Here is an 18,862-nt window from a genome sequence, read left to right as displayed (position 1 = left end):
ACCCTGACGGCCCCGCCGATGCCTCCCCACCCCTGAGCTGCACGCTCGACCGGCTCGAAGCGCAGGTGGTCGATGCCTGCGCCGCGGCGCAGGTCGATCCCGCCGGCGCGGTGGTGGTCGGCTACTCGCAGGGTGCGGCCACCGCCCTGGCGCTCGCGCTGCGCCGCGGGGCGAGGTGGCGGCCGACGGCGGTGGGAGCGGTGGCCGCGTGGCTGCCGCACGACCCGAGCGTGGAGTGGGCGCTCGCCGACGCCGCGGGCCACACCGAGGTGCTGCTGGTGCACGGCGAGCAGGACGAGATCGTGCCGGTGGTACAGGGCCGCAGTGCCCGCCGGGCCCTGGAACGGCACGGCCTCGAGGTGACGTGGGTCGAACACCCCGGCGGCCACGATCTCGAAGCACCCCCGGCGGTCGAGGCCCTCGACCGCTGGCTCGGCCGCCTCCGTGCCGGCCGCTGAACCGGGCCCCTCACCCGGCGACTCGCAGCCCCGCCCGCCGGCGGATCGCCGGCCCGGCCAGGCCCGCCTCAGCCCGACATCATGTCGGCTCTGATCACGTCCTCGTGCTTGAGCCTCGACGACGCGGTGAGCTTGCGAGTGCCCTCGGGCTCGGGGCGGGGCTTCGACGGCCGGCGCGGGGGGTAGACCGCCCGGTCGAGATGCACGCCCTCCGCATAGAACTGGGATGCCCACTTGCGGAACTTCAGGTAGGGCCCGTCGTTGTCGGCCAGCGCCGGCTTGGTGATGTGGCCCTTGTACTTCCAGATCGGGATGTCCTCGATCACCTGCCGGGTGACCTCCTCGACGAAGGCGTCGCCGACGGTCGAGGTGGCGGCGTCGTGGTCGAGCTTGCGCACGGTGAAGCTGAACCGCAGCTCACACTCGTCGCTGGTGACGGGCACGTTGCACCCCATCAGCACGGTGTCCACGATCCCGCTGAAACGGATCACCCCGAAGCCGGGGCCGTAGGTGTCCACGTCGATGCGGCCATCGACCACCCCCCGGGGGGTGGGGAAGCGCTGGATCGAGCGCATGCGGGCCAGGGGGCCGTCGGTCTCGTAGAGGGTCACCTCGGGCACCTGGTCGGTGTTGTGGACGTACCGGAAGTGCGCGGCGTCGACCTGGTTCTCGGCGATCTCCTGCCAGGCAGCGGGGATCTCGACCGTCCGGCGCACCATGGGCGAGAAGGCGTCGGGGTCGTTGAACTCCGGGATCTCGGGGATCTCCCAGCTCGGTTCGGCCCCGAACGGGTGGTACCAGGCCATGAGCAGCCCGTTGCGCTCGATGACCGGATAGGTGGTGAGCCGCGCCTTGCGGTTGACCTTGTCGCTGTAGGGGATCTCGCTGTTGCGCCCCTCGGCATCGAACTTCCACCCGTGGAAGGGACACTGCAGCTCGCACCCCTCGACGTGCCCGCCGTGCCCGAGGTGGCCACCGAGGTGGGGGCAGAGCGCGTCCTGGAGGTGGGCGGCACCCTCCGCGTCCCGCCACAGCACGAGATCTCGACCGAAGTAGTAGAGGGGCCAGACGTCGCCGGCCGCGAGCTCGTCACTCCAGGCCAGCTGGTACCAGCCGAACGGGACGGGGAAGGGGAATCGGGTCATGGCTCAGATGTAGAACGTGTTCTCGTACTGGCGATAGGGACCTTCGTCCCTATCGCCCCCGGGGCGCTCCGGGTACAAGACGAACCGTCCCAAAACGAGAACACGTTCTCGTTTTCACCGTGAAGGAGCGCCCATGGAGTTCGGATTCTTCGCCCAGGGAGCGGTGCCTGCCCCCCTCGCCGAGGGCAATCCCGGCCTCGAGCACCAGCGGCTGATGGAGAGCGTCGAGATCGCCGTCCGCTCGGAGGCCTGGGGGTTCAAATACGCCTGGGCCTCCGAGCACCACTTCCTCACCGAGTACTCCCACATGGCCTCGCCCGAGGTCTTCGCGGCGTTCGTGGCGGCCCGGACGACGACGCTGCACGTCGGCTCGGCGATCACCAACACCACCCCGGCGGTGAACCACCCGGTCCGGGTGGCCGAGCAGGTGGCCACGCTCGACCACCTGACGGAGGGTCGCTACGAGTTCGGCACCGGCCGTGGCTCGTCCACGACCGAGATGGGTGGCTTCGGGGTGACCGACTGGGACTCGACCCGTGACATGTGGGCCGAGACGCTTCGAGAGTTCCCCAAGATGTGGGCCTCGTCCAGCTACCGGCACGACGGGACGTACTTCTCCGTCCCGGAGCGCAACGTCGTCCCCAAGCTGTACCGCAAGACCCCGCCGCCGATGTGGGTCGCGGCGGGCAACCCGGAGACCTTCGAGATCGCCGCCGCCAACGGCCTCGGCGTGCTGTGCTTCGCCTTCGGGCCGCCGGCGAAGTCAAAGATCCCGGCCGCTGCGGCCGCGTACAAGGCAGCGATCGGCGACTGCGACCCGGTCACCGGCTATGCCAACGACAACATCCTGTGCGTGACGAACCTCGTCTGCTGCGAGAACCGCGACGACGCCTTCAAGCTGGCGGCGAGCATCGGGATGTCCTACTACCACTCGCAGGTGCTGCGTTGGCTCGACACCTTCCCCCGCCCGAAGGGGGTGCCGGCCTGGCCGGAGCTGATCCCCGAACCGACCCCGGACGAGGTCGAGCGGCTGGCGGCCACCGGGGCGATCATCGCCGGCGACCCCGACGACTGCGCGAAGGGGGTGGAGATCTACCGCGACCTGGGCATCGACCAGCTCGTGTTCAGCCCGCTCACGACCCAGATGTCACTCGAGGACGCGCTGGCCTCCTTCGAGCTGTTCGGTACCGAGGTGATCCCCCGCTTCGACACCGATCCGGTGCATCGCACGGCACGCTTCCGGGACGCGGCCGAGAGCTGACGACCCGGCGGGGCGGGACGGTGGGTCGGACCGAGGGCCAGACTGGGGCGAGCAGGCCGTGCCGGCCGCGATGGGCGCTTTTCCCCGCTCGTCGGCGACAATGGCATGGTCGTGACCAGCATCATCTCCACCGACTCCACCGGCTCCGCTCCAGACGCCCCCTCCGGTGAGGCCGCGCCGCCAGCCCGGCCGCCATCGGTGCCCCGCTGGGTCGTCGCGTCGTTCCTGGTCGGCGGCGCGATGCTCCTCGCCATCGCCGCCATCACCCTGGCTACCCGCTCGGGAGATGGTGGCTCACCTGGTCGCAGCGAATGGGCGGGGCGGGTACTGGAACCGGCGCAACCCCGACCGTCGTTCGTGCTCACCGATACGTCGGGGCGCGCCTACGACTTCCAGGCGCGAACGGCCGGGCGGCTCACCCTCGTGTTCTTCGGGTACACGAACTGCCCGGACGTGTGCCCCGTCCACATGGCCACCATCGCTCAGGCGTTGCAGCGGGTCGACGTGCCGGTCGAGATGGTGTTCGTGACCACCGACCCGGCCCGCGACACCCCGGAGCGCCTCGACGCGTGGGTACACAGCTTCGATCCCCGGTTCGTGGGACTGACCGGCGACCTGCCGGCGATCGAGGCAGCCCAGCGGGCCATGGGAGCGACGGTGGCGGTGGCCGAGGATCCCGATGCCCGCGGCGACTACGTCGTCGGCCACACCTCCGGGGTGTTCGTGATCACCCCCGACGATCGGGTGCGGCTGGTGTACCCGTTCGGCACCCGCCAGGAAGACTGGGTGCGAGACCTCCCCCGGCTGGCCTCGAAGAGCGACTGGCCGCCGGCCGGGAGCCAGGGGGCGGCGCGGTGAGCTGGTGGTGCAGCGCCACCCGGGAGCCCTGGAGCTGGGCCTTCCGGGCCTACCCCGGCATCTGGGTGGCGATGCTGACGCTGATCGCCGGCTACGCGTGGAGCTGGCATCGCCACCATCGTGGTGGCAGGCCCATCGCGCCGGGCGACCGGCGCAAGCGGTGGTGGTTCGCGCTGGGCATGGCGGTGCTCTGGCTGGCCACCGACTGGCCGCTCGGGACCCTCGGCGCCGGCTACCTGGCCACGGCACACATGGTCCAGTACATGCTCTACACCCTCGTCGCCGCGCCGCTGTTGCTGCTCGGCATCCCGGACTGGATGGTGCGACCCGCCGTCGAGCGGTTCCGCCTCGGGCCGGCGCTGCGGTTCCTCGCCAGACCCGTGGTGGCCGGCATCAGCTACAACCTGGTGTTGATCGCCACCCACGCGCCGTTCACGGTCGACACGTTCCGCTCGAGCCAGCTCGGCTCGATGCTGCTCGACCTGACCTGGCTGCTGTCGGGGCTGCTGCTGTGGACCCCCCTCGCCAGCCCGCTGCGGGAGCTGCGCCATCCCTCCCCCGCCGTGCAGTGCGTCTACCTGTTCCTGGCCGCCGGTGCCATCGCCATGGTGCCGGGCGGGATGCTCACCTTCGCCGACTTCCCCCTCTACCGCACCTACGAGCTGGCCCCGCGGGTCTATGGCCTCTCGGCGAGCGACGACCAGCAGATGGCAGGGATCCTCATGAAGATCGGGAACATCCCGATCGTGTGGACCGTGATCTTCGTGATCTTCGTCCGCTGGGCGATGCGTGACGGAGGGGCGACGCGCCCCGCAGCGATGGCCACGTCCGCGGGTTCACGCTCGGGCTGAGCCCACGGGAGCGCGGTCGGAGGCGACGATGCGACGGCCACCGGTTGCCCCGGGGGAGCTGCCGGCCGGCGTCCGGCACGGTCGCCGGTGGCGATCGACCCGCCGGCCGTCACCCCGGCCGACGCATATGGCCGTGATCGGGCTCGCGCTCCTCGTCGCCACGGTGGCCGTGTCCTGCGCCAGGAGCGCGCCCCGCACGCTCCGGGTGCTCGCCACCACCGACATCGTGGGGTGGCTGACCGGGACGGTGGCCGGTCCGAGCGCGCAGGTGACGGTGGTCGTGCCGGCCGGGGCCGATCCCAGGACCTTCACCGGCGACGCGGAGCTGGCGCGGCAACTCGACAACGCCGATCTGGTGATCGCGGTCGGCGGTGGGTTCGAGCGGGGCCTGCAACCCGCCCTCCACGCAGCGCGGCGCACCGGCACCGAGGTGCTGTTCCTCCTCGAAGACCTGGCCCCGGAGCCCTACGGCCGGACGCCCGCCTACGAGCCGGGGCCGGCGCCCACCGGTCCGGATGCCCCCGAGATCGGTGCACCCGATCCCTCGTTCTGGATGGATCCCGATCGAGCGGCCCAGGCGGCTCGATCCATCGCCGCCGCGCTGGACGTGCGGTCGCCCGAGCTCGCGGTGTTGACCGCCGTGAACGTGGATCGCCTCGAGCACGACCTCGCCGCCGCGGATGAGGCGGTCCAGGGTGCACTGGCACCCCTCGCCGGAGGGAGCACCCTGGTCACCGATGATCCCCACCTGGGCTACTTCGCCAACCGCTATGGGCTGTCGATCGCTGCACCGGGCGAGGGCCGCCAGCCGACCGACGTGGTGCTCTATGCCGCGGCCCTCGGGCCGCCGGGCTCGGGGGCGGACACCCTCCCGGGCCTACTCGTGGTGGACGCCCGGAACCTCGCCACCGCTCTCAGGCCGGGTACCTGATCGGACCCACTCACCCACCTCCAGGGGCACGGGCACCCCGGCGTGCTCGCGCGCCACCCGGCCCGTCCAGGCGCGACAATCGCCAGGATGCGGCAACGGACTCGGCGTTTTCGACTCGCCGTACCGATCGGGGTGTTCGTCACGGTGGTGCTCGCCGGGGCGACGATCGCCTGGCGGACCGAACCCGAGCCGGCCGACCAGCTCCTGGGCCGCGGGGCCGGCATCGTGGTGGGGTCAGCGGGCCGGCCGGCACCCACGCTGGCGGTCACCACCGAACGCCCGAGCCTCCCGATCCCCGAGGCGCTCCCGGACAACCCCTACGCGCCCACCCCCCAGATCGTGGTGGGCACCATCGAGATCCCGAAGCTCGGCGTGGTGGCGGATGTGCAACGGGGGGTGACCCTCACGGCGATCAACCGGGGACCCGGGTGGTGGCCGGGAACCGCTCGGCCGGGAGGCCTCGGCAACGTGGTGATCGCCGGTCACCGCACGACCTACTCGAAACCCTTCGCTCGCCTGAACGAGCTCGAGGCCGGTGACCGGGTGATCCTCACGACGGTGGACGGTCGTTTCGTCTACGAGGTGCGGGGGGTGATCACCGTGCCCGCCGAGTGGGTGGACATCGCCGCCCAGTCCTGGGCGCACACCGCCACGCTGTTCGCGTGCCACCCACCCGGCTCCGCCCGGGAGCGCATCGTGGCCAAGCTCCGCCTGCTCGACGACCAGGGACGCCCGGTCGACCGCGACGAGGATCTCCCTCCCCTCGACGCCGAGGCCCGCCGCACGGACCACACGCTGCTGGTGCGTCCAGCCACCGACCCTCCGGTGGCCACCGCCACCGATCCGTTCGCCAGCTCGGACGGCTAGGCACCGGTAGACGCTGGCACGCTGCGCACGGCTGGCGCGCCGCGCCGGTCAGAGGCTGCCGCGCTCGAAGAACGTCGGCCAGTTGCTCCGGAGCTCGCCCCCGTCGGCGACGATCGCCGCTCCGTTGATGAAACGGGCCGCGGGTGAACACAGGAAGAGGATGATGGCGGCCATCTCCTCCGCGGTCCCCATGCGCCGCATGGGACCGATCTCCTCCACCTTGCGGGACCAGGCCTCCTCGTCGTAGCCGAGGCGACCGACCTCGTTCTCGTGCATCCCCGCGGTGGCGATCGTGCCGGGGGCCAGCGCGTTGATCGTCACGCCGTGGTAGCCGAGGTAGGGCGCCATGGTCCGGGTCAGGTTCACGACCCCGGCCCGGGCCGCGCCGGAGTGGACGAACATCGGCGCGCCGCGCTCGAAGGAGAAGACGTGCACCACGTTGACGATCGAGCCGTACCCGGCGTCGGTCATCGGGCCCATGAACCGGCTCACCATGTTCCAGGTGCCGTTGAGGTTGAGGTCCACGACGGCCCGCCAGCCGTTGTCGGAGATCTGAGAGGGCAACGCGGGGAACTGCCCGCCAGCGTTGTTGATCAGGAAGTCGACCTTGCCGAACTGCTCGTAGGCGGTGTCGCGCAGGCGCTCGACTTCGGCGGGCTGGCGGATGTTGGTGGGCACGGCCAGGCACCGGCGCCCGAGGTGCTCGATCGCGGCCGCGCACCCCGCCAAGTGATCGGGATCACGGCTGGCGATCACCACGTCAGCGCCGTACCGGGCGAACCCCAGGGCGCACTGCCGACCCAGCCCGGTGCCACCACCCCTCACCAGCGCCACCCGGCCGGTGAAGAGGTCGGGGGCGAACGCGTCGAGCGGCCCGGGTCCGGTCATCAGCCGGCGACCCTACCCCCCGCAGCCCTACCCCCCAGCCCTACCGCTCGTTCTGGCAGGTCAAACGCGTGCCAGGGCACGCGTTTGACCTGCCAGAACGGGAAAAGGCCAGCCGGATCGGGAGCGGGTCGCCGTGCACCGTCCGGGCGCCGACGCGAAAGTGGGCAGCGATGACCTCGCCTCGGTGGACGGTTCCCCGGTGGTCGACCCCCTCCGGCATCGCGGTGCGCTGCGTGCTGGCCGGGTTCGCCGTCGCCGCCGCAGTGCCACCGTGGGGGTGGTGGCCCCTCGCCTTCGTCGGCATCGCCCTGTGGGATCGCCTGCTCGCCGGCCAGCCCGCCCGGGCCCGCTTCGTCCGCTCCTGGCTGGTGGCCGCCGCCTGGTTGTTCCCGGCCACCTTGTGGATGTGGGACCTCACCAAGCCCGGCTACGTCATCGCACAAGCCGCCTATGCCACGTACTTCGCCTTCGCCGCGCTGGCAGTGCCGCCCCAGTTGCCCGGACGGTGGATCGCGCTGCCCGGCGCGGTCACGTTGGCCGAGCTCGCCCGGTGGACCTTCCCCTTCGGTGGGGTACCGCTGGCAACGCTGGCGATGGGGCAGGCCGCGGCACCTCTCGGCCAGACCGCCCGCCTCGGCACCGACCTGCTCGTGTCGGCGCTGGTGGTCGTGGGCGGCATTGTCCTCTCCGCCGCCTGGGAACGCCGATGGGCGCTGGCCTGCGCCATCGCGGCCGGGCTCGTGGTGGTGACGGGATTGGCCGGCGTCGCCCCTCGGGGCCACCCGACCGGCGAGCTGGCCTTCGCCGTGGTCCAAGGCGGTGGTCCCCAACGCACCCGGGCGGCGGACACCGACGAGCGCGAGGTCTTCGAACGGCACCTCGCCGCCACCGAAGCGGTGACCACACCGGTCGATCTCGTGCTCTGGCCCGAGAACGTGGTCAGCGTCGAAGGCGACCTCCGTGGCAGCGCCGAGGGTCGGGAGCTGTCCGCGCTCGCCCGCCGACTCGGCACCACACTCGTGGTGGGCGCCACCGAAGGTGACGGTCCGGAGCACTTCCGTAACGCCTCGATGGTGGTGAATCCCGATGGCACCTTCGGCGACCGCTACGACAAAGTCCGGCGGGTCCCGTTCGGGGAGTACGTGCCGATGCGCGGGCTCATCGAGCGGCTGGCGGGGCAGGGGGCCGGCCTGCCTGCTCGGGATGCGGTCCCCGGTGTGGAGCCGGCGACCATCGACACCCCGGCCGGGCGGTTCGGGGTGGTCATCTCGTGGGAGGTCTTCTTCAGCGACCGGGTGCGCGACGGGATCGCGCACGGGGGGGACGTGCTGCTCAACCCGACGAACGGGTCGTCGTACTGGTTGACGCAGGTGCAGACCCAGCAGGTGGCATCGTCGCGGCTGCGGGCGATCGAGAGCGGGCGGTGGGTGCTGCAAGCCGCGCCCACCGGCTTCTCCGCGGTGGTGGACGCGGACGGTGACCTGCTCGCCCGCTCAGGGGTGAGCGAGACCCGGGTGCTGCAGGGCATCGCCCAGCTCCGGGAGGGACAGACGATCGCCACCCGGTTCGGTCGGGTGCCCATCGTGGTGCTCGCGGTGCTGGCGCTCGTCGTGGGCCAACTGACCCGCCGCGCGGTGGCGGCGGGGCAGCGCTCGCCCCGGGCACCGGTCCCGGCCAGGTCAGACTTCTAGGAGCAGGGTGACCGGCCCGTCGTTGACCAGCTCGACCGCCATGTCGGCCCCGAACCGACCGGTCTCGACCCGGGCACCCAGCGACCGCAGCTCGGCCACCACCGCTTCGACCAGTGGCTCGGCGTGCTCGGGCCGAGCCGCGGCGGCAAAGGAGGGCCGGCGACCTTTGCGGGTGTCGCCGTAGAGGGTGAACTGGCTGATGATCAGCAGCTCGCGGGTCGTCTCGGCGATCGAGCGGTTCATCACCCCGTGGCCGTCGGCCATGATCCGCAGCGTCCACAGCTTCGAGGCCAGCTTCGCCGCGGTGGCTCGGTCGTCGTGGTGGGTCACCCCCACCAGGACGCACAGCCCCTCGCCGATCCGGCCCACCACCTGGTGGGCCACGGCGACCTGCGCCCGTGTCACCCGCTGCACGACTGCCCGCACCTGACCGTCCCTCCGTCGGGGTTCCCGTGCCGCCCCTCACCGCCCGGGGGCGGTGGCTCGGCGATCCGCGTTCGCCAAAGCGGTGTGACCACCGTCACTGGCCACCCGCCGCACTTGACCGATCGGTCAGAGGCTATGAGACTCGGGGACCTTATGCAGCCGGGGAACGGGGCATCGCGGCGGGGGGAGCGCGCCGCCGACGGCGACCTCCCGCTGTCCATCGCGTTCCTCGCCTACCGGGGCAAGCCGCACGTCGGCGGACAGGGGGTCTACACCCGCCATCTCACGAAGGCCCTCACCGATCTCGGACACCACGTGGAGGTCCTCGGCGGCCAGCCCTACCCGATCCTCGACGAGCGGGTCCCGCTGGTGGAGCTCCCCAGCCTCGACATCTACAACGACCACTTCCCGATGCGGATGCCGGGTATCTGGGAGCTCAAGACCCTCGGCGACTTCGTCGAGGTGACCGCGTTCTCGATGGGCACGTTCCCCGAGCCCCTCGCCTTCTCGATCCGGGCGTTCCAGCACCTCCGCAAGCGGGTGAACGACTTCGACCTGGTGCAGGACAACCAGTGCCTCGGCTACGGCCTGCTCGGCATCGAGCGGCTGGGGCTGCCGGTGCTGGCCACCATCCACCACCCCATCACCGTCGACCGCCGGCTCGAGATGGAGCACGCGGAGACGACCTGGCAGCGCTTCGCCAAGGCTCGCTGGTACGCCTTCACCAAGATGCAGACGCGGGTGGCGTCGCGGATGACCCGCGTGCTGACGGTCTCGCAGAACTCGAACAACGACATCCACGCCGACCACAAGGTGCCGCTCGAGCGCATGCACGTGGTCCCCGTGGGGGTCGACCAGGACCTGTTCCGCCCGCTGCCCGACGTGCGCCGGGTCCCCGGCCGGCTGATCACCACCGCCAGCGCGGACGTGACGATGAAGGGCCTGCGGTACCTGCTCGAGGCCGTGGCCAAGCTGCGCACCGAGCGCCACGTCGAGCTGGTGGTGATCGGCCGATTGAAGGAAGGGGGCCCTTCGGCTCGCACGATCGACGAGCTGGGCCTGCGCGATGCCGTCACCTTCGTCACCGGCGTGCCCGAAGAGCGGATCATCGAGCTCTACTCCGAGGCAGAACTGGCCGTGGTCCCCTCGCTCTACGAGGGGTTCTCACTCCCGGCGATCGAGGCCATGTCCTGCGGCGTCCCGCTGGTGGCCACGACCGGCGGCGCGCTCCCCGAGGTCGTCGGCGCAGACGGCGACACGGCGCTGCTGGTCCCGCCGGGCGACAGTGACGCCCTGGCGGCGAAGATCCGCGAGGCGCTCGACAACCCCGAGCTGCGGGCCGCGGTCGGCGCCCGCGGCCGGCAGCGGGTCATCGACCGGTGGACCTGGCGGCACACCGCGGTCGGCACCGTGGAGCAGTACCGGGCCCTGCTGGCCGAGACCGCGCACATCCAGGCCCGCCGCCCCGGCGGCGCAGCGAGCGCCCCGAGGTACCGGCGAGCGCGGGCGGGGCGCCCGGGGAGCGAGCGCTAGCCCATGCTGACCGTCGACTACGACCGTCTGGGCCTGCGCGCGGGGGAGCTGCTGCTCGACCTGGGCTGCGGTTTCGGCCGGCATGCCTTCGAGGGCCTGCGGCGAGGAGCGCGAGTCGTGGCCTGCGACATGGCGGTGCCCGAGCTGGAGCAGGTGCGAGCCCTGTTCGAAGCGATGACCCTCGCGGGCGAGGCACCGCCCGACGGCATGGCGGTGACGGTCAACGGCGATGCCACCCGGCTGCCGTTCCCCGACGACACCTTCGACCGGGTCATCGCCTCGGAGGTCATGGAGCACATCCCCGACGACGTGGGGGCGCTGCGTGAGCTGGTGCGGGTGCTCCGGCCCGGTGGCGCGATCGCCGTGACCATCCCCAGCGAGCTGCCGGAGCGGATCTGCTGGCTGCTCTCCGACGAGTACCACGCACCGAAGGCCGTCGGTGGGCACGTCCGCATCTACTCGGAAGGCGAACTCCGGGCGAAGATGGCGAGTGCCGGGCTGACCCCGGGCGCATCCCACAAGGCCCACGCCCTGCACTCCCCCTACTGGTGGCTCAAGTGCGCGGTCGGCCCCCGCAACGACGACTTCCCCCTGGTCAAGCTGTACAACCGCCTGCTGGTCTGGGACATCGCTGAGCGACCGCTGCTCACGCGGGTGCCCGAGCAGATCCTCAACCCGGTGCTCGGCAAGAGCCTCGTCGTCTACGCGACGAAACCCGTTCGCGACCACCGATCGACCACCACACGGGAGCTGTCCCATGCCGGCGCCTGACGTTCCCGGGATCCTCTCCGCCCGCCAGGTGCACGACACCGTGGACGCGATCGCCTCCTGGCAACTCCCCAACGGGATGATCCCCTGGTTCCCGGGTGGGCATGCCGATCCGTGGAACCACGTCGAGGCCGCCATGGCGCTCGCCCTCGGCGGTCGCCGCGAGCAGGCAGAACGGGCCTACGAGTGGCTGGTCTCGAAGCAGCGGGCCGATGGGTCGTGGCACCAGTACTACCTGGCCGACGGCATCGAGCAGGACAAGCTCGACGCCAACACCATCGCCTACGTGGCCACCGGGGTGTGGCACCACTGGCTGCTCTTCAGCGACCGCGGGTTCGTGGAGACCATGTGGCCGGTGGTGGAGCGGGCCATCGACTTCGTGCTCGACCTGCAGACCGCGCGGGGCGAGATCATCTGGGCTCGCCACGCGGACGGCACTCCGTGGTCGTTCGCCCTGCTCACCGGCAGCTCGAGCATGTGTCACAGCCTGCGCTGCGCCATCGCCCTCGCCGAGCTGCTGGGGCATGAGCGCCCCGACTGGGAGCTGAGTGCCGGCCGGCTCGCGGACGTGATCCGGGCCCACGTCCGGGGCGAGCTGCCCGACGCCTTCGCCCCGAAACACCGCTGGGCGATGGACTGGTACTACCCGGTGCTCGCGGGTGTGCTCACCGGCGAGGAGGGTCGGGAGCGCCTCCAGTCCCGGCGCGACACGTTCCTGGTTGAGGACCTCGGGGTGCGCTGCGTGAGCGACCGTCCCTGGATCACCGCCGCGGAGACCTGCGAGTGCCTGCTCGCGTACCTGTCGATCGGCGAGCGCGAGCTGGCGGTCACCCTCTTCGAGTGGGCGCAGGGCCTACGAGCCGACGACGGGCACTACTGGACCGGCGTCGTGTTCCCGGAGATGGTGCACTTCCCCGGCAACGAGAAGACCACCTACACCGCGGCGTCCATCGTGCTCGCCGCCGACGCGCTCGCCGGCACGTCGAAGGCATCGTCGCTGTTCGTCGACCACGACCTGCTCCCACCGCTGATCAGCACCGCCGACGTCGCCGACCCTTCCCGCGACTGACGTCGCAGCGCCCTCGGTCAGCCGGCGCCGGAGCGGCGGCGCAGCACCCGCAGCGATCCGGTGGCGCCGACCTCGTCGAAGTCTCCTGACCCGAGAGCGCGCCGGTAGATCTCGTACGGGGGCCGCCCCCCGTCCGCGGGGTCAGGGAACACGTCGTGGATGGCGAGCAGGCCACCCGGCTCGACGTGCGGGGTCCAGGTCTCGTAGTCACGGTGCGCCGGCTCTTCGCCGTGCCCACCGTCGATGAACAGCAGCGACAGCGGGCTGGCCCAGTAGCGGCCCACGGTGGCCGAGTCGCCCACCAGGGCGATCACATGCCGCTCGAGGCCGGCTTCGTGAATGGTCCGACGGAACCACGGCAGGGTGTCGATCAGCCCGACGGCGGGATCGACCAGATCGGGCTCGTGCCACTCCCATCCGGGCTGGTTCTCCTCCGAGCCTCGGTGGTGGTCGAGGGCGAAGAGCACCGTCTGACGCTCGCGGGCCGCGGCGCCGAGGTAGATGGCCGACTTCCCGCAGTAGCTGCCCACCTCGAGCATCGCCGAGCCTCCCGCGGGCACCGCCAGGGCGGCCTCGTGGAGCGCGAGACCCTCGTCGGGTGGCATGAACCCCCGGGCTCGTTCGGCCAGGGCTCGCAGCTCAGGGTCCATGGTGCCGGGGTGAGCGCCAGGTCACGCCGGCGCGGGCTCGTCGAGGCCGCCGTCGAGGCCGTCGACCGGGCCGTGGTGGTGCCGGCCGAACATGTAGGCGTCGAGCACGAAGAACTTCACCACCCACAGCACCCCGAAGGCGACGATGTTCGCGACGTTCGGCACCAGCTTCTCGACCAGGCTGCGCTGGTCGACAGGGATGTCGGCGATTCCGGTGACGTGGGTCGCGGTCCACACCGCGCCGGTGGAGAGGACCAGCCCGGCGAGCGCGAACCCCCAGAACGGCAGGACCTCCTTGGTGAGGTGGCTCTTGCCGCTCTTGCCCCAGACCCAGGCCCGCGACAGGTAGTAGGCGGGCACGGCACTGATGCACACCGCCAACACGTTCGACGGCGCCGGTCGCAGGCCGAGGATGGCGCTGAAGAAGACCAGCAGTCCTTGCCCGACGATGACGTTGATGACCGACACCGCGGAGTACTTGAGGCCATGGGTGCGGACCTTCTGCAGAGCATCCTGCAAGGCCGTGGTGGAGGCAGCCATCGGGCGAGAGGCTAGTGGGACGGACCGGAAGGTGACAGCCAGCCAGCTCAGCCAGGCGACCCGTCGCTGAGGGCGTTGGCCCGCACCACGCTCGACAGCCAGTACGCGCTGGGCTTCACCCGCCGCTCCTGGGTGCGGCGGTCGACCTCGACCAGCCCGAAGCGGGGGCCGTACCCGAAGGCCCACTCGAAGTTGTCGAGCAGACTCCAGTAGGTGTAGCCGAGCACCTCGATCCCCTCGTCGAGGCAGTCGAGCACGCCGTGGAGGGCCCGCTCCACGTAGCGTCGGCGTTGCTCGTCGTCATCGGTGCCGATGCCGTTCTCCGTGACCAGCACCGGCACGTGCTCGGTGACCTCCCAGGCACGGCGGATCGTGGCCGCCAGCGATTCCGGGTAGTACTCGTAGCCCATCACCAACACCGGCACGCCCTCCTCGGGACCGAGTTGGCCGTCCGGGCCGACGCGGGTGCGGCTGTAGGTCTGCACCCCGATGAAGTCGTCACCCCGGCAGGACTCGAGGAAGACGTCCTCGGCGAAGTAGCGGATGGTGTCGCGGGTGGCGATCGCCTTCTCGTCGTCCGCGGGGACGGGCTGGTAGTCGCTCATCGACAACGTCAAGCCCACCGGGAACTCACCGCGACCGGCCTTGAGCACCTCATAGCTTCTGCGATGCGCAGCGATCATGTTCTCGTAGCTCGCCCGCCAGAGGTCCGCGTCGAGGATGCCTGGCGGGAACGCCCCCACCTGATAGCCGATGTAGGCGACCACGTTGGGTTCGTTGATGGTGCAGGCCCGGCCGATGAGGTCCCCGAGGTGCTCGACCGTGCGCTCACAGAAGCGAGCGAACCGGTCGACGATCCGCGCGTCGTGCCAGCCACCGTCATTCGCCGCCCAGCGGGGGGTCGTGAAGTGGTGGAAGGTGACCACGGGCTCGAGGTCGTTGGCGAGGCACTCGGCGCAGACTCGGCGGTAGTGGTCGAGCGCCGCCTTCGAGAACGCGCCTTCCTCGGGCTCGATGCGGCTCCACTCCACCGAGAATCGGTAGTTGTCGAACCCGAGTGCGCCGAGCAGCCGGAGATCCTCGGGATAGCGGTGGTACTGGTCGCACGCGTCACCGCTCGGCTCGACGCACACGGTGCCCTCTCGATGCTCCCACTCCCACCAGTCGTTGTTGACGTTGTTGCCCTCCACCTGGTGCGCAGCGGTGGCGGTGCCCCAACGGAACCCTTCAGGGAAGCGTCGCATGGGCGGGCAGGCTAGCCCGGGCCACGTGGCCGTCGTCACACCCAGGCGGGGAGCAGTCGCGCCAGCTGCTCGGCGGTGACCACCAGCAGGACCATCAGCACCGGGGCGGTCAGCAGGTACGCAGCGCGAAGCGAGGCTCGCCGGTAGAGCAGCACCGTCACCACGCCGCTCGACGCGAGCGCCAGCAGGCACAACAGCACCGAGGGCACCGCAGCGGCATCACCCGCCAGCCCGGTCGCGGAGTCGACCCGGCCGTTCTGGGGCGTCGGCGGGAACGGCAGGCCCTCGAGCTGGGCGATCACGATCGTGGCCCGGTCGCTGTTCCACGGCAGCGAGCTGGCCGATGTCACGAGCGTGAGCCGATCGTCGTCGGTGGGGCCGTAGAGCTCGTCGACCGTCACCGTGCCGTCGTCCACTCCGGCGTCTGTGCCGATGCCACCCCCCGTCGCCGCGGCGTTCACCGGGCTGGACGTGTCGGCTTCCGGCACGGACCTGACCGATCGCTCCCCGACCGAGGTGACCGTGTACACCGCCTGCCCTTGTGTGGTGGTGACAAGAATCCGGGCGCCGGGCTCGAGCTCGTGCAGCCGACCGAACGGCCCTCCGAACCCGGCTCGGCGGCCGACGACCACGCTGTTGCCCGGCTGACCCGGAGCGGCGGTCCCGGCGACGTGACCGGGACCCGCTCGGGTCTGGGAGGCGGTGGCGCCCTCCACGACCACCTGTTGGACTTGAAGGTCACCGATCTCCAGGATGGCGATGGGCGCGCCGAGCTCGGGGGCCTTCGTCGGAACGGTCACGCCGTAGAGGCTGGAAGACTCGTTCGCCGCCCGCTCGATGCGAGCCCGATAGGACTCGAGGAGGGTGGCTTGCCGGCGGGCCTGGAACACCGGCTCGACGGCGAAGATCACCAGCGCCAACGACACGAGCAGAGCCCCGGCCCACATCGCCACCAGCGCCTTCGTACCGACCCGGCGACGCGACCTGCCGGCCGGTTCCTGCGACTGCTGCGGCCGATCCGGCGGCTCGACGACGACCTGGCGGTCGGAGGTGCGCGGCCGGTCGACCGGACCGCTCACCAGCACGGTCACCGGGACACCTCCTGGCCCGCAGCTCCAGGGATCCACTCGGCGTCGAGGTGTTCCTCCCTCCGGCCAGCGCTCAATCGTGCGGCTGCCGCCGGCAACATGACCAGCACGAGGATGCCGAGCATCGCCAGTACACCGTTGGGCAGCAGTCCCCCCGCGAAACCGGGAAGTTCGCGATCGGATGAGCTGAGGGTCACGTCCTCCGTCTCGGCCGCCGCGACGCCGTCGGCGGCCAGGGTGGCGAGGGTCGAGGAAGCTCTCGGCCGTCCACTCAGGAAGGATCCTGACGGGAAGGACGACACCATGCCATCGGTGCCGCCCCCGTCGCTCGCTCCACTCGCCGTGGACGGTGCGGGGGGTGGCGGGACGTCGCAGCTCACCGGGCCCGGAGCCTGACCGACCTGCGCAAGCCGCTCGATCGCGACGGCCCGGAGCTCGGGTGTGAGGGGTTCCATGCCTTCGGGGAGCTGAGCCTGGCCTTCCCCGATCAGGTGCGAAAGCCACTTGCCGAGAACCTCTTGCGCGCCGGTCCGGCAAACACCGTCCCGGCCCACCAGTGGCTCTGCCGGAGCGAGGGCGTACACCACGTAGGTGAGGGGATAGCCGTCGGTGACGTTCGGGTCGGGCACGGCGACCCCATCGGGGTTGGTGACCATCGTGCTCGCCGCCAGACGCATGTTCTCCGGGGTCGGTGGCGCGAACCGTGGTTCGTTCGCCGCAGCCACCCTGGCGCCAGGGCGAGCCTCGAGGGCCACCGGGGGAAGGTCGAAGGTGCGGGCGGTGGTGAGGTCGGTGAGGATCCACATGCCGCCACCTTCCGGGGGAAGGGATCCGAAGATCTTGGCGATGCCGGGACGCCCCGTGAGCAGGTTGATCGAGCCATTGAAGGTCGGGTCCGCCATCGCCAGCGACGGGTGCACACCCCGATCGAGGCCCGGCATGGCGCCACCGGGGATCGGGACCAGCGGCACCTTCCACGCGTCAGGTGCCATGGTGTCGAGGTAGCGGGTGGTGAAGTAGGGGGTGGCTCCCGCTTCCGACGGGCCTCCGACCTTCGTCGCCGACGTCGAGGAGGGGAACAGGTCAGGTCGCTCGAGTTGCGGGTTGCGAAGCTTCATCGCAGCGGCGTACGGCGCCATCGCCCATTCCCCACCCGAGAGCAGCGTCGCCATCTCCGCAGCGGTGAGCCTCTGCTCGCCGTAGGGCTGCTTCCGGCCATCGTTGTCGATGTACCCATTGCCGACCGTGAGCACGGCGGCGTTGAGCCCGATGGGGATGGCCACCGTCTGGCGCGGGGTGCTGGCTCCGGCGAAGCCTGCACCTGGGTCATACCCGACACCGGTGTAGGCGAGGTCGATCTCGCCCCGAGCGAAGCGGCCGACCGCCCCGCCCTCGTCACCGAAGGACATCCTGGTCCACGCCCCGGAGATCCCTTGCGTATTACACGTCGCCTTGGTCCAGGCGATCCAGGCGTCGCTGAGCGAATCGGAACCAGCCGTGTCGAGCACATCGGCCGCCGCGCCCCCGCAGCTCGTGACCGGGTCAGCATCCCGGAAGGTCAGCGGAAAGACGAGGGGATACCACACCGGGGCCTCGCCGACGGGTGCGGTGCGCACCTGCACCACCAGGACGCACGGGTTGGCCTCGTCACAACGCAGGAGCTGTTCCTCGCCTTCGTTGGTGGTCCACGCCGCGACACCGACCCCGACCCGCAGGTACATCGTGTCGCCTTCGGGGGTCGGGGCGTACTTGAACGTGAACTGGCTGGAGACCGTGCTCTGCGCCGAGGTCGACAGACCGTTCTTCGGGCAGTTCGGGCCGCCCAGGAGGAAATCGGGGGCGGGCCGGGGGCCGGTGCTGGTGGCGTAGCCGATGCCCGGGCGGCACACCTGTGCTTCGGCCTGGTAGACGACGTGGCTGGCCGCGGTCCGCACGTTGATGGTCAGCCGCTGGCCATCAACGATCTCCGAGGTGGGCTCGACGGTGACGGTCACCGGTGACGAAGGGACGCTCTGCACCGCGGCCTGGACACGATCGTGTGTCATGACCACGGCCACGCCGGCGAGGAGGATGAGGGCGGCTGCGGTCGGGCTGACCCGCCACCGTCTCAGCAGCCGGCTCACCCGTACCACCCGGACACGTCCGCGATGACGTGGACGTTGCCCCGGTTGTTGAACACCGAGATCTTCCCGCCGGTGCCCACCTTGGCGGTGACCGAGTTGGGGATGGTCCAGCCCGGCTGCCAGTTCAAGCTCGACACGGTCGGCCGGGGCTGGCCTTTCGGCCACACCGACAGGAACGACGACGCCGTCGTCCCGGTCACGGTCACGTTCAACACCACCGCCTCGGCATCCGCCGGCACGCCACCGACCCCGGCCACCGTCACGTCACGGGTCACGCCCTCACCCCACGGGGTGCCGTACTGCCCCACCTGCGAACCCGACCGCGAATCCTGGATCCGCACCGGATCCAACGACACCAGGCCAGCACCGGGGGCCGTGCGGTAGTACCCGACGACATCGGCGATCACGTGGACGTTGCCCCGGTTGTTGAACACCGAGATCTTCCCGCCGGTGCCCACCTTGGCGGTGACC

General features: G+C 71.0%; 18 protein-coding genes and 1 pseudogene. 10 read left to right on the top strand and 9 right to left on the bottom strand.

Annotated features, from left to right (window positions below):
• Positions 1-458: alpha/beta hydrolase (locus V7004_RS03645; protein ID WP_334142286.1), on the top strand; the 458-nt coding region annotated here is incomplete at its 5' end.
• 68 nt (positions 459-526) lie between these two features.
• On the opposite strand, the gene V7004_RS03640 is transcribed toward V7004_RS03645, so the two are convergent.
• A complete protein-coding gene (locus V7004_RS03640; RefSeq protein ID WP_334142283.1) occupies positions 527-1,603 on the bottom strand; it encodes a Rieske 2Fe-2S domain-containing protein in 1,077 nt (358 codons plus the stop codon).
• A 133-nt stretch (positions 1,604-1,736) separates the two neighbouring features.
• Between V7004_RS03640 and V7004_RS03635 the strand changes: the two genes are divergently transcribed.
• From V7004_RS03635 to V7004_RS03615, 5 genes are all read left to right on the top strand, one after another.
• The gene (locus V7004_RS03635) at positions 1,737-2,864 is read left to right on the top strand and encodes an LLM class flavin-dependent oxidoreductase (RefSeq protein ID WP_334142281.1); all 1,128 of its coding nucleotides are present in this window, start codon (positions 1,737-1,739) and stop codon (positions 2,862-2,864) included.
• A gap of 111 nt (positions 2,865-2,975) precedes the next feature.
• Complete coding sequence (locus V7004_RS03630) at positions 2,976-3,722, top strand: SCO family protein (RefSeq protein WP_334142279.1); 747 nt, start codon at positions 2,976-2,978, stop codon at positions 3,720-3,722.
• Positions 3,719-4,573 (top strand): cytochrome c oxidase assembly protein, encoded by an 855-nt coding sequence (locus V7004_RS03625; RefSeq protein WP_334142275.1) that lies wholly within the window; start codon positions 3,719-3,721, stop codon positions 4,571-4,573. Before V7004_RS03630 ends, V7004_RS03625 begins: the two co-directional genes overlap by 4 nt.
• Positions 4,574-4,706: 133 nt before the next feature.
• Complete coding sequence (locus V7004_RS03620) at positions 4,707-5,504, top strand: metal ABC transporter substrate-binding protein (protein ID WP_334142273.1); 798 nt, start codon at positions 4,707-4,709, stop codon at positions 5,502-5,504.
• Positions 5,505-5,591: 87 nt separating this feature from the next.
• Positions 5,592-6,371, top strand: a complete 780-nt coding sequence (locus V7004_RS03615) for a class E sortase (RefSeq protein ID WP_334142271.1) — start codon at positions 5,592-5,594, stop codon at positions 6,369-6,371.
• A gap of 48 nt (positions 6,372-6,419) precedes the next feature.
• Here V7004_RS03615 and V7004_RS03610 read toward each other — a convergent pair whose 3' ends face one another.
• Entirely contained in the window at positions 6,420-7,259 is an 840-nt protein-coding gene (locus tag V7004_RS03610; RefSeq protein ID WP_334142269.1) for an SDR family oxidoreductase, read from the bottom strand.
• A 170-nt stretch (positions 7,260-7,429) separates the two neighbouring features.
• Between V7004_RS03610 and lnt the strand changes: the two genes are divergently transcribed.
• The gene (gene lnt, locus V7004_RS03605) at positions 7,430-8,950 is read left to right on the top strand and encodes an apolipoprotein N-acyltransferase (protein ID WP_334142267.1); all 1,521 of its coding nucleotides are present in this window, start codon (positions 7,430-7,432) and stop codon (positions 8,948-8,950) included.
• Here lnt and dtd read toward each other — a convergent pair.
• Positions 8,939-9,376, bottom strand: coding sequence for a D-aminoacyl-tRNA deacylase (gene dtd / locus V7004_RS03600; protein ID WP_334142265.1), 438 nt, complete (start codon positions 9,374-9,376; stop codon positions 8,939-8,941). The genes lnt and dtd overlap by 12 nt on opposite strands.
• 153 nt (positions 9,377-9,529) lie before the next feature.
• Here dtd and V7004_RS03595 point away from each other — a divergent pair, with 153 nt between their 5' ends.
• Genes V7004_RS03595 through V7004_RS03585 form a run of 3 tightly spaced genes read left to right on the top strand, consistent with a single transcriptional unit; the run spans position 9,530 to position 12,746 of the window.
• Positions 9,530-10,909 (top strand): glycosyltransferase family 4 protein, encoded by a 1,380-nt coding sequence (locus tag V7004_RS03595; RefSeq protein WP_334142263.1) that lies wholly within the window; start codon positions 9,530-9,532, stop codon positions 10,907-10,909.
• 3 nt (positions 10,910-10,912) lie between these two features.
• Complete coding sequence (locus V7004_RS03590) at positions 10,913-11,680, top strand: class I SAM-dependent methyltransferase (RefSeq protein ID WP_334142261.1); 768 nt, start codon at positions 10,913-10,915, stop codon at positions 11,678-11,680.
• The gene (locus V7004_RS03585; RefSeq protein WP_334142259.1) at positions 11,667-12,746 is read left to right on the top strand and encodes a hypothetical protein; all 1,080 of its coding nucleotides are present in this window, start codon (positions 11,667-11,669) and stop codon (positions 12,744-12,746) included. The genes V7004_RS03590 and V7004_RS03585 overlap by 14 nt, the downstream gene beginning before the upstream one ends.
• A gap of 17 nt (positions 12,747-12,763) precedes the next feature.
• Here the strand turns inward: V7004_RS03585 and V7004_RS03580 are convergent, their stop codons facing one another.
• From V7004_RS03580 to V7004_RS03555, 6 genes and pseudogenes are all read right to left on the bottom strand, one after another.
• Positions 12,764-13,396, bottom strand: coding sequence for a class I SAM-dependent methyltransferase (locus V7004_RS03580; RefSeq protein ID WP_334142257.1), 633 nt, complete (start codon positions 13,394-13,396; stop codon positions 12,764-12,766).
• A gap of 21 nt (positions 13,397-13,417) precedes the next feature.
• Positions 13,418-13,936 (bottom strand): GtrA family protein, encoded by a 519-nt coding sequence (locus V7004_RS03575; protein WP_334142255.1) that lies wholly within the window; start codon positions 13,934-13,936, stop codon positions 13,418-13,420.
• A 47-nt stretch (positions 13,937-13,983) separates the two neighbouring features.
• On the bottom strand, positions 13,984-15,180 hold the full coding sequence (locus V7004_RS03570; protein WP_334142253.1) for a glycoside hydrolase family 1 protein: 1,197 nt from the start codon (positions 15,178-15,180) through the stop codon (positions 13,984-13,986).
• Positions 15,181-15,215: 35 nt separating this feature from the next.
• Positions 15,216-16,271, bottom strand: a complete 1,056-nt coding sequence (locus tag V7004_RS03565; RefSeq protein WP_334142249.1) for a sortase — start codon at positions 16,269-16,271, stop codon at positions 15,216-15,218.
• Positions 16,268-18,391 (bottom strand): hypothetical protein, encoded by a 2,124-nt coding sequence (locus V7004_RS03560; RefSeq protein ID WP_334142247.1) that lies wholly within the window; start codon positions 18,389-18,391, stop codon positions 16,268-16,270. Before V7004_RS03560 ends, V7004_RS03565 begins: the two co-directional genes overlap by 4 nt.
• Positions 18,388-18,862: pseudogene (locus V7004_RS03555) on the bottom strand (hypothetical protein); the annotation flags it as partial. The pseudogene V7004_RS03555 and the gene V7004_RS03560, both read right to left, overlap by 4 nt.

Source organism: Rhabdothermincola sp. (assembly GCF_036846205.1).
Lineage (GTDB): Bacteria > Actinomycetota > Acidimicrobiia > Acidimicrobiales > Acidimicrobilacustridaceae > Rhabdothermincola.
Note: the sequence above shows the minus strand (reverse complement) of the source record. Positions and strands in the feature narration are given on the sequence as shown.